Source organism: Streptomyces recifensis (genome assembly GCF_002154615.1).
GTDB classification, from domain to species: domain Bacteria; phylum Actinomycetota; class Actinomycetes; order Streptomycetales; family Streptomycetaceae; genus Streptomyces; species Streptomyces griseoluteus.
The window spans coordinates 1-9,778 of sequence record NZ_MUNH01000097.1; the positions used below are offsets into that span (position 1 = coordinate 1).

At 73.7% G+C, this 9,778-nt stretch carries 9 protein-coding genes and 1 pseudogene; 5 read left to right on the forward strand and 5 right to left on the reverse strand.

The features are described from left to right. A pseudogene (locus tag CCN33_RS31870) lies at positions 1-324 on the reverse strand (hypothetical protein); the annotation flags it as partial. Between the two features lie 245 nt (positions 325-569). On the opposite strand from CCN33_RS31870, the gene CCN33_RS06400 reads away from it, so the two are divergent. From CCN33_RS06400 to fxsA, 4 genes are all read left to right on the forward strand, one after another. Continuing rightward, complete coding sequence (locus tag CCN33_RS06400; protein WP_030810457.1) at positions 570-1,013, forward strand: Lrp/AsnC family transcriptional regulator; 444 nt, start codon at positions 570-572, stop codon at positions 1,011-1,013. A 60-nt stretch (positions 1,014-1,073) separates the two neighbouring features. Then, the gene (locus CCN33_RS06405) at positions 1,074-2,678 is read left to right on the forward strand and encodes an amidohydrolase (protein WP_086692096.1); all 1,605 of its coding nucleotides are present in this window, start codon (positions 1,074-1,076) and stop codon (positions 2,676-2,678) included. 556 nt (positions 2,679-3,234) lie between these two features. Continuing rightward, positions 3,235-4,023, forward strand: a complete 789-nt coding sequence (locus CCN33_RS06410) for a polyprenol monophosphomannose synthase (RefSeq protein WP_244173704.1) — start codon at positions 3,235-3,237, stop codon at positions 4,021-4,023. Positions 4,024-4,110: 87 nt separating this feature from the next. Then, positions 4,111-4,677: an FxsA family membrane protein gene (gene fxsA, locus CCN33_RS06415; RefSeq protein ID WP_086692102.1), complete on the forward strand. Its 567-nt coding sequence runs from the start codon at positions 4,111-4,113 to the stop codon at positions 4,675-4,677. Between the two features lie 101 nt (positions 4,678-4,778). On the opposite strand, the gene CCN33_RS06420 is transcribed toward fxsA, so the two are convergent. The 4 genes from CCN33_RS06420 to yczE form a co-directional block, all read right to left on the reverse strand. Beyond that, on the reverse strand, positions 4,779-5,153 hold the full coding sequence (locus tag CCN33_RS06420) for an RNA polymerase-binding protein RbpA (RefSeq protein WP_003977404.1): 375 nt from the start codon (positions 5,151-5,153) through the stop codon (positions 4,779-4,781). 267 nt (positions 5,154-5,420) lie between these two features. Beyond that, positions 5,421-6,767: an MFS transporter gene (locus CCN33_RS06425; RefSeq protein WP_107483907.1), complete on the reverse strand. Its 1,347-nt coding sequence runs from the start codon at positions 6,765-6,767 to the stop codon at positions 5,421-5,423. Positions 6,768-6,830: 63 nt separating this feature from the next. Next, positions 6,831-7,598 carry a glycerophosphodiester phosphodiesterase family protein gene (locus CCN33_RS06430; protein ID WP_086692104.1) on the reverse strand — a complete coding sequence of 256 codons (768 nt, stop codon included), beginning with the start codon at positions 7,596-7,598 and terminating at the stop codon, positions 6,831-6,833. Beyond that, complete coding sequence (gene yczE, locus CCN33_RS06435; protein ID WP_086692107.1) at positions 7,595-8,248, reverse strand: membrane protein YczE; 654 nt, start codon at positions 8,246-8,248, stop codon at positions 7,595-7,597. Before yczE ends, CCN33_RS06430 begins: the two co-directional genes overlap by 4 nt. 103 nt (positions 8,249-8,351) lie before the next feature. Here yczE and yczR point away from each other — a divergent pair. Next, positions 8,352-9,778: MocR-like transcription factor YczR (gene yczR / locus CCN33_RS06440; RefSeq protein WP_086692110.1), on the forward strand; the 1,427-nt coding region annotated here is incomplete at its 3' end.

A 9,778-nucleotide genomic window follows, 5' to 3' on the forward strand; every position in this document is an offset into this window, starting at 1 on the left:
TGGGAACACCTGCCGGACCAAGCGCTGTGCGCCTCGCCGTGGAACCCCTTCGGTCTGACGGCCCGTGCCGGCACAGGCCGTCAGACCGAAGGGGTTCCACGGCGAGGCGCACAGCGCGTGCTCCGGCAGGGACTCCTCGTCCGCCAGCAGCGCGATGGCCTGCGCGCAGTCCGGGCAGATCACCCGGTACATCTCGAAGGTGTCGTAGTCGGCGTCGAGGCCGTAGGCGTCACCGGAGTCCGGTTCGACACCCTCCGGCTCGGGCTCGACGACGAGCTGCTGCCGCTTCGCGGCAGAACGAACGGGGCGCTTGACACTCTGCATGGGATTCTCCCCCTAAGGCTGGGCCGTGAAGGCGCTGCGGCCTCGACCACAGCAAGCACTTCCCGCAGGTTCTCGGCGGTAACCGTGAGAACCTCACGCAGCGCGCTCACATGGTGTGGCGTTCGTCACAGGCTAACGGTGGATATCCGCCCAGATGCCGCGTGCCGCGCCATCGTAGCCCGCCGAAGTCGTCCCCCGGTTCCCCCGCGCGCACGCGCGCGGGACCGCACGGTAGGTTCTGGCGCATGGAGGAGCTGGACCGTCAGATCGTGCAGTTGCTCGTCAAGGACGGGCGGATGAGCTACACGGACCTGGGCAAGGCCACGGGCCTGTCCACGTCGGCCGTGCACCAGCGGGTGCGCCGGCTCGAACAGCGGGGCGTCATCCGCGGCTACGCCGCCGTCGTCGACCCCGAGGCCGTCGGGCTGCCGATGACCGCGTTCATCTCCGTCAAGCCGTTCGACCCCAGCGCCCCCGACGACATCGCCGAGCGTCTCGCGGGCGTCCCCGAGATCGAGGCGTGCCACAGCGTCGCCGGGGACGAGAACTACATCCTCAAGGTGCGGGTGGCCACCCCGCACGAACTGGAGGAACTCCTCGCCCGGCTGCGCTCCCTGGCCGGCGTCTCCACCCGCACCACGGTCGTGCTCTCCACGCCGTACGAGGCCCGCCCGCCGAAGATCTCCTGAGCCCCCCCGACACGCGCCCCGGTTCCGGGTGCCCGGCGGGGACGGGGGAGACTGGTGGGCATGAGTGAGCAGCCCGCCGGACCCAAGACCGTCCTCCTGCGCCGGGGCGAGGTCCACAGCCCCGCCGACCCCTTCGCCACCGCGATGGTGGTGGAGCACGGCCAGGTCGCCTGGGTGGGCTCGGAGGGCGCCGCGGACGCCTTCACCGACGGGGTGGACGAGGTGATCGACCTCGACGGCGCCCTGGTCACCCCGGCCTTCACCGACGCCCATGTGCACACCACCGCCACCGGGCTGGCCCTGACCGGCCTCGACCTGTCCGGCGCGCCCTCACTGGAGGCGGCCCTCGCCCTGGTCCGGGAGTTCGCCGCCGCCCGCCCCGCCGACCGGGTCCTGCTGGGGCACGGCTGGGACGCCGCCCGCTGGCCCGGCGGGCGTCCGCCGACGCGCGCGGAGCTGGACGCGGCCACCGGAGGCCGCCCGCTCTACCTGTCCCGCGCCGACGTCCACTCGGCCGTCGTCAGCACCGCCCTGCTGGACCTCGTCCCGGCCGCGGTGAGCCGCGCCGACGCCCCGCTCACCGCCGACGACCACCACGCCGTCCGGGAGGCCGCCCTCGGCGCGCTCGCCCCGGCCCAGCGCGCCGAGGCCCAGCGCGCCGCGCTCGCGCACGCGGCCTCCCTCGGGATCGGCTCGGTGCACGAGTGCGGGGGCCCGCAGATCTCCTCCGAGGACGACTTCACCGGCCTGCTCCGGCTCGCCGGAGAACTCCCCGGCCCCCGCGTCGTGGGCTACTGGGCCGAGCGGGACGTCGACAAGGCCCGCGAACTGGGCGCGGCGGGCGCGGCCGGCGACCTCTTCGTGGACGGGGCGCTGGGCTCCCACACCGCCTGCCTGCACCAGCCGTACACCGACGCCCCGCACACCGGCACCGCCTACCTGGACGCCGACGCGGTCGCCGAGCACGTCGTCGCCTGCACCGAGGCCGGGCTGCAGGCCGGCTTCCATGCCATCGGCGACGCCGCCGTCACCGCTGTGGTCGAGGGCGTGCGCACCGCCGCCGAGAAGGTCGGCCCGGCCCGCGTACGGGCCGCCCGGCACCGGGTCGAGCACGCCGAGATGCTCACCCCCGACACCGTCGCCGCCTTCGCCGAGCTGGGCCTGATCGCCTCCGTGCAGCCCGCGTTCGACGCCGTCTGGGGCGGCGAGGACGGCATGTACGTCCGCCGCCTGGGCGCCGAGCGGGCCCGCACCCTCAACCCGTACGCGGCCCTGCTGCGCGCCGGGGTGCCGCTCGCCTTCGGCTCCGACAGCCCGGTCACCCCGCTCGACCCCTGGGGCACCGTCCGTGCCGCCGCCTTCCACCGCACGCCGGAGCACCGGGTGTCGGTGCGGGCCGCGTTCACCGCGCACACGCGCGGCGGCTGGCGCGCGATCGGCCGGGACGACGCGGGCGTCCTGGTGCCGGGCGCCCCCGCCGACTACGCGGTCTGGCACACCGGTGACCTTATCGTGCAGGCCCCCGACGACCGGGTGGCACGCTGGTCCACCGACCCCCGCTCCGGCACTCCCGGCCTGCCCGACCTCACCCCCGGCACCGGGCTCCCGGTCTGCCTGCGGACGGTGGTCGGGGGGCGGACGGTGTTCGTACGGCCGGGCGAGTGATCTCCCGGCCCGCCGGGGGAGCCGAACGGGTGGCGCCCCCCGGTCGCCCGACCTGCGTATCCTCGCCCTTTTCCGCGCCCCTCCCGGCGTAACCGCTGACCAGGGGGCTGTTGACAGCGGACGGCGGGGGGCCGGTAGGTTCGGCCGAGTCCACCAACGGACGTTCGACCGGGGAGTGTTCGCATCCTCGTCGCGGCGCCACTGGGTCAGGACGGTGTGCCGTACCGGGGCATCGTCGACGGCAGCCAGGCGCAGTGCTCGCGCCGACGAGGGAGCGCTCCGGCCGGTCGGCAAGGTGTGACCCGGATGGGGCCCGCGCGCTCAGTAGACAACGGCTCTCGGTCGATCCGCAGCCAGCGGGTCCCAGGCCGGCCCGAAGGGCGGCGCGGGCCCCCATCCGCCGCGTGGAAGCCACGGCGAGGCGCCGGAAACCCGCCGGAAGGGGCGCTCCTACCCCGCTCACCGGCTTCCGACACCGCCCGGGCCCCGTGCCGCCGCGTCATCGCAGGCCGTGACCACTATGGTGGACGCCTGCGCACGACATGAAGGGGCAGCAGTGAACGACGGCGACGGGACCCTCTCGGCCAAGGCCGGAGGGCGGCAGTTCGGTCCGCTCGGCACGGCCTTGGTGATCATTCCGACCTACAACGAGGCGGAGAACATCAAGACCATCGTGGGCCGGGTACGCAAGGCCGTCCCCGAGGCGCACGTCCTCGTGGCGGACGACAACAGCCCGGACGGCACCGGCAAGCTGGCCGACGAGCTGGCCGCCACGGACGACCACGTGCAGGTGCTGCACCGCAAGGGCAAGGAGGGCCTGGGCGCCGCCTACCTCGCGGGCTTCCGCTGGGGCCTGGAGCACGGCTACGGCGTGCTGGTCGAGATGGACGCCGACGGCTCCCACCAGCCCGAGGAGCTGCCCCGCCTGCTGACCGCCCTCAAGGGCGCCGACCTGGTCCTCGGCTCGCGCTGGGTGCCCGGCGGCCGGGTGGTGAACTGGCCCCGGTCCCGTGAGGTCATCTCCCGCGGCGGCAGCCTGTACTCGCGGCTCGCCCTCGACCTGCCGCTGCGCGACATCACCGGCGGCTACCGCGCCTTCCGTGCCGAGACGCTCCAGGGGCTCGGTCTGGAGGAGGTCGCCTCGCAGGGCTACTGCTTCCAGGTCGACCTCGCCCGCCGCGCGGTGAAGGCCGGGTACCACGTGGTGGAGGTCCCGATCACCTTCGTGGAGCGCGAGTTCGGCGACTCCAAGATGAGCCGCGACATCCTCGTGGAGGCCCTGTGGCGGGTCACCGCGTGGGGCGTGGGCGACCGCGTCGGCAAGATCAAGGCCAAGGGCAGGTAGGGGCGGGGCGGCGCCGTCACCGGCCCGGCCGGCGGGGATGATCCACCCCTTATGCGGCACTGAGCCGGACCCAGGCACACTGGAAGCATGACGACTGGCGCATCCACCCCTTTGCGGACCGGGCAGACCGGGCGGCCCAAGCGCTCGGCGCTGCGCAGATATCTGCCGCTCGCCCTCGCCGCGTGGCTGGTGCTGGAGATCTGGCTGCTCATCCTGGTCGCGGACGCGGCCGGGGGACTGGCCGTGTTCCTGATCCTGGCCGCGAGCTTCGTCGCGGGCGCGGTCGTGGTGAAGCGGGCCGGCCGCCGCGCCTTCCGCAACCTGGACGAGGCCCTGCGGCGCGGTACGGCGCCCTCCTCGGGCGGCGGCAGCAACGGCCTGCTGATGCTCGCCGGACTCCTGCTGATGCTCCCCGGCATGCTCTCCGACGTGGCCGGACTGCTCCTGCTGCTGCCCCCGGTGCAGAACCTGGTCCGCCGCCGTACCGAGCACGTGGTGAGCCGCAAGCTGCGCGGGGCCACGCCGGGTTCCTTCGGCGAGGCCTTCCAGCAGGCCCGTATCCACCGTCCGGACGGCAAGGTGGTGCAGGGTGAGGTCGTCCGGGAGCGCCGCGACGACTCCACCGACGAACCCCGGCCGCCGCTGACCCGCTGAACGAGCGGGTCCGGACAGCACAGAACCGCGGGCGCCGTACATCGTGACGATGTACGGCGCCCGCGGTTCTCTGTGCGCCAGGTCGGCGCAGCCCCTTCGGGCTACGCGGACTTGCGGCTGTCGCGCGGGTGTACCGCGATGTTCATCGCGCCCGACCGCAGGACCGCCAGACGCTCCTCGAGGACCTCTTCGAGCTCCTCGCGGGTGCGTCGTTCCATCAGCATGTCCCAATGGGTACGCGCGGGCTTGGCCTTCTTCTCCTCAGGGCCGTCGCCGTCGACCAGGAGTGCCTGGGCCCCGCAGACCTTGCACTCCCACTCCGGCGGAATCTCCGCCTCGACCGAGAAGGGCATCTCGAAGCGATGCCCCTTCTCGCATGCGTACTCCACGGCCTGGCGCGGGGCCAGGTCGATGCCGCGGTCCGTCTCGTAGCTGGTCACCACGAGGCGCGTACCGCGAAGAGCTCGCTCACTCATGAATCGTGCCTCCCGGGCTTGTCGCCCACAGGACAGGTGTCGCTGTCGTCGTCATCCGGTCAACGTCCGGTCGGCGGTAAAGATTCCCGTTCCGAGTCCCGTTCCGGGTCGTGCGTCGCCGTCGTAGCCGCCCCTTGTTGTACCCACACGCGCCCGGTTTGTCACATCTGCTGGCAGATATGACCCAGCGCTTCGCTGTCTTTGACGCGCAGTAACGGTACGCCTGGCAGGCCAAACGCGTACACTACCGCCCTTTCGTGTTGAACGCTAAATCCTCTCGGGGACCGGGTTCCCCGCCTCGCCGATCGCACGCCGGACCGGTACCCGTGCCAGCAGGACGAAGCCGATCACGAAGAAGGCCACCAGGGAGACGATCGCGGAGCGGTAGCTTCCGGTGAGTTGGTAGGTCACCCCGAACAGCAGCGGCCCGAGCCAGCTCATGCCCCGGTCGCTCATCTCGTACGCGGAGAAGTACTCCGCCTCCTTGCCCGGCGGGATCAGGTGGGAGAACAGGGAGCGGGACAGCGCCTGGCTGCCGCCGAGCACCAGGCCGATCGCGGCCGCCAGCACGTAGAAGTACACCGGCGCCCCGGCGGGCAGGAAGTACCCGGCGGCCAGGGTGCACGTCCAGGCCACCAGGGAGCCGAGGATCGTGCGCTGGGCGCCGTAGGACCTCGCCAGCCGGCCCATCGCCAGGGCGCCGGCGACCGCGAGCACCTGCACCAGGAGGACCGCGCCGATCAGCGTGGACTGCTCCAGGCCGAGCTCCTCCGAGCCGTACACCGAGGCCTGGGTGATCACCGTCTGGATGCCGTCGTTGTAGACGAGGTAGGCCAGCAGGAAGGCGAGGGTGCGGGGGTGTCGGCGCATGTCCTTCACCGTGGCCGCCAGTTGCCGCAGCCCGGTCGGGCCGGCGGCCGCCACGCGCGCGTGCCGGTCGCGCAGCCGGCGCAGCGGGATCAGTGCGAAGGCGCCCCACCACAGTCCGGCCGAGGCCAGGCACACCCGCACGGCCGCCGGCTCGGACAGCCCGAAGGAGCCGTGGCCCAGGTACAGCACCAGGTTGACGACCAGCATCAGGGAGCCGGCCGCGTACCCGAAGGCCCAGCCGCGCGAGGAGACGCGGTCGCGGTCGGCGGGCGGGGCGATCTGCGGCAGGTAGGAGTTGTAGAGCATCATCCCCACCGACTGCGCCGCGTTGGCCACCACCAGCAGCAGCCCGCCGAGCAGATACCGGTCGCCGTCCAGGAAGAACATGCCCGTCGTCGCGGCCGCCCCGGTGTACGCGGCCGCGGCCAGCAGCGGCTTCTTGCGGCCCGTGCGGTCGGCCAGGCTTCCCACCAGGGGCATCGCCAGCACCGCGACGATCACGGACAGGGAGACCGTGTAGGCGAAGAACGATCCGGCGCGCACCGGCAGTCCGAGCGGGTGCACATAGCCGTCGGCGTCGGCCGCGTGCCGGGCCACGGCGGTCAGATACGGGCCGAGGAACACGGTGAGGACGCTCGTGGAGTAGACCGAGCACGCCCAGTCGTACCAGTACCAGCCGCGCTGCTCGCGCCGTGAACCCGCCGTCCCCTCGGGCGCCCCCGCCCGCACGGTGCCGATACCCACCCCGCGCCCTCGCTTCCCCGCCGCAGTGCCGTGCCAAGGCGGGGGAGGCGTCGCGGAGCCCGGTCAGACCCAGACGCCGCGGTCCTCCATGACCTCGCGCAACGTGTCGATGTGATCGGTCATGATGCCATCGACCCCCAGCTCCAGGAGCCGGTGCATCCGCTCGGGTTCGTTGACCGTCCACACGTGCACCTGGAGCCCGCGCGCGTGCGCCGCCCGCACGAAGCGCCCGTCGGCCACCGGGACGCCCGACTGGGCCTCCGGCACCTGCGCCGCCACGGCCGAGCCGCGCACCGGGGCGGGCAGCCCCCAGGAGCGCAGCCGCAGCCCCAGCACGCCCAGGGTGCCGAAGGAGGTGGCCAGTCTCGGCCCCGCGAGCCGCTGCGCCCGGCGCACCCGCGCCTCGGAGAAGGAGCCCAGGCAGACGCGGTCCCAGGCGTCCGTCCGCCCGACCAGCTCCAGGAAGGGCAGCAGGGCCGCCTCCGCCTTCACGTCCACGTTCCAGCGGACCTCGGGGAACGTCTCCAGCAGCTCCGCGAAGAGCGGCACGGGCTCCCGGCCGCCCACGCGGGCCTGCCGCACCTCCGCCCACGGCAGGTCGGCGACGCGGCCGGTGCCGTCGGTGACCCGGTCCAGGGAGTCGTCGTGGAAGGCGACCAGCGTGCCGTCCGCGGTGAGGTGCACGTCGGTCTCGATGTAGCGGTAGCCCAGCGCGACCGCCCGGCGGAACTGCGCCACCGTGTTCTCCACCCCCTCCGCCGCCCCGCCCCGGTGGGCGAAGGGAATGGGGCCGGGGTGGTCCAGGTACGGGTGGCGTATCGGCTCGGTCACCGGCGCAGTATCGCGCGCTCCGGCTCGTGGCCGGCAACCACCCTGCTCGGTACGGGCACCGGGCGCTGCGCGAAGACCCGCAGGAAGAACTGGGCGAGCGGGCCGATCGTCAGCGCGTACAGCACGGTGCCGACGCCGACCGTGCCGCCGAGGGCGAAGCCGGTCGCCACCACGGTGACCTCCACACAGGTGCGGATCAGCCGGATCGAGCGGCCGGTGCGCCGGTGCAGGCCGGTCATCAGGCCGTCGCGCGGGCCGGGGCCGAAGTCCGCCGCGATGTAGAGGCCGGTCGCGGCGCCGTTGAGCACGACCCCGAGGACCAGCAGCGTGATCCGCGCGGCCACGCCGTGCGCGCCGGGCAGTACGGCCAGGGTGGCGTCCATGGCGAATCCGATCACCAGCACGTTGGAGACCGTGCCCAGGCCGGGCCGCTGGCGCAACGGAATCCACAGCAGCAGCAGGGCCGCGCCGAGCAGGGTCAGCACCACGCCCATGCTGAGGCCGGTACGGGCGGCGAGCCCCTGGTGCAGCACGTTCCACGGCTCCAGGCCGAGGCCCGAGCGGACGAGCAGCGCCGAACTCGCCCCGTACAGCGCGAGACCGGCGTAGAGCTGGAACAGCCGGCGGGAGAGACGGCCCGGAGTGGACATGGGATACCCCCCTGGGGTGGTGACAGTGGCCTTGCTCGTGTCACTCTGTGGCTTGGGACGGAGGGCCATCCATGGCCAATCCGGGGAAGGTGGACTGATCTTCATGGCGCATTGGACCTCTGCGGTGGGTGCCGCTCAGCTCGCCCGGCTCCTCAACTCCCAGCAGGAACGGCCGGGTGGCCCCGGCACGCGCCGTCCGCCCGCCTATCGGGCGCTGGCCGACGGCATCCGGCTGCTCGTCCTGGAGGGCCGCGTCCCCGTGGCCGCGCGGCTGCCCGCCGAGCGCGAGCTGGCCCTCGCCCTCTCCGTCAGCCGCACCACCGTCGCCGCCGCGTACGAGACGCTGCGCACCGAGGGGTTCTTGGAGTCCCGGCGCGGGGCGGGCAGCTGGACGGCGGTCCCGGCGGGCAACCCGCTGCCCGCCCGCGGCCTCGAACCCCTGCCGCCAGAGGCGCTCGGCTCCATGATCGACCTGGGCTGCGCCGCCCTCCCGGCGCCCGAGCCCTGGCTCACGCGTGCCGTCTCCGGCGCCCTGGAGGACCTCCCGCCCTACGCCCACACCCACGGCGACTACCCGGCCGGGCTGCCCGCGCTGCGCGCGATGATCGCCGAGCGGTACACCGCCCGGGGCATCCCGACCATGCCCGAGCAGATCATGGTGACCACCGGCGCCATGGGCGCCATCGACGCCATCTGCCACCTCTTCGCGGGCCGGGGCGAGCGGATCGCCGTGGAGTCGCCGTCCTACGCCAACATCCTCCAGCTCATGCGGGAGGCGGGCGCCCGGCTCGTCCCGGTCGCCATGGCCGAGGGGCTCGGCGGCTGGGACCTCGACGCCTGGCGCCAGGTGCTCCGCGAGGCCGCGCCGCGGCTGGCCTATGTCGTCGCCGACTTCCACAACCCGACCGGTGCGCTGGCCGACGAGGACCAGCGGCGCCGGCTCGTGGACGCGGCCCGCGCGGCCGGGACCGTGCTGGTCGCCGACGAGACGATGACCGAGCTGTGGTTCGAGGAGGAGCTGGGCCGGAGCATGCCCCGCCGGATGTGCGGCTTCGACCCGGCCGGTTCGACCGTCATCACCGTCGGCTCGGCCAGCAAGGCGTTCTGGGCCGGGATGCGCATCGGCTGGGTGCGGGCCGCCCCGGACGTCATCCGCAGCCTGGTCGCCGCGCGGGCCTACGCCGACCTCGGCACCCCGGTCCTCGAACAGCTCGCCGTGCACTGGCTGTTCACCAGCGGCGGCTGGGAGCAGGCCGTGGCGCTCCGCCGCTCCCAGGCCCGCGACAACCGCGACGACCTGCTCGCCGCCCTCCGGCGCGAGCTGCCCGACTGGGAGTACGAGGTGCCGGCGGGCGGTCTCACCCTCTGGGTCCGCGCCGGCGGCCTCTCCGGCTCCCGCCTCGCCGAGGTGGGCGAGCGGGTCGGTGTCCGGGTCCCGTCCGGGCCCCGCTTCGGTGTCGACGGCGCCTTCGAGGGGTACCTGCGGCTGCCGTTCACGGTGGGCGGCGCGGTGGCCGACGAGGCGGCGGC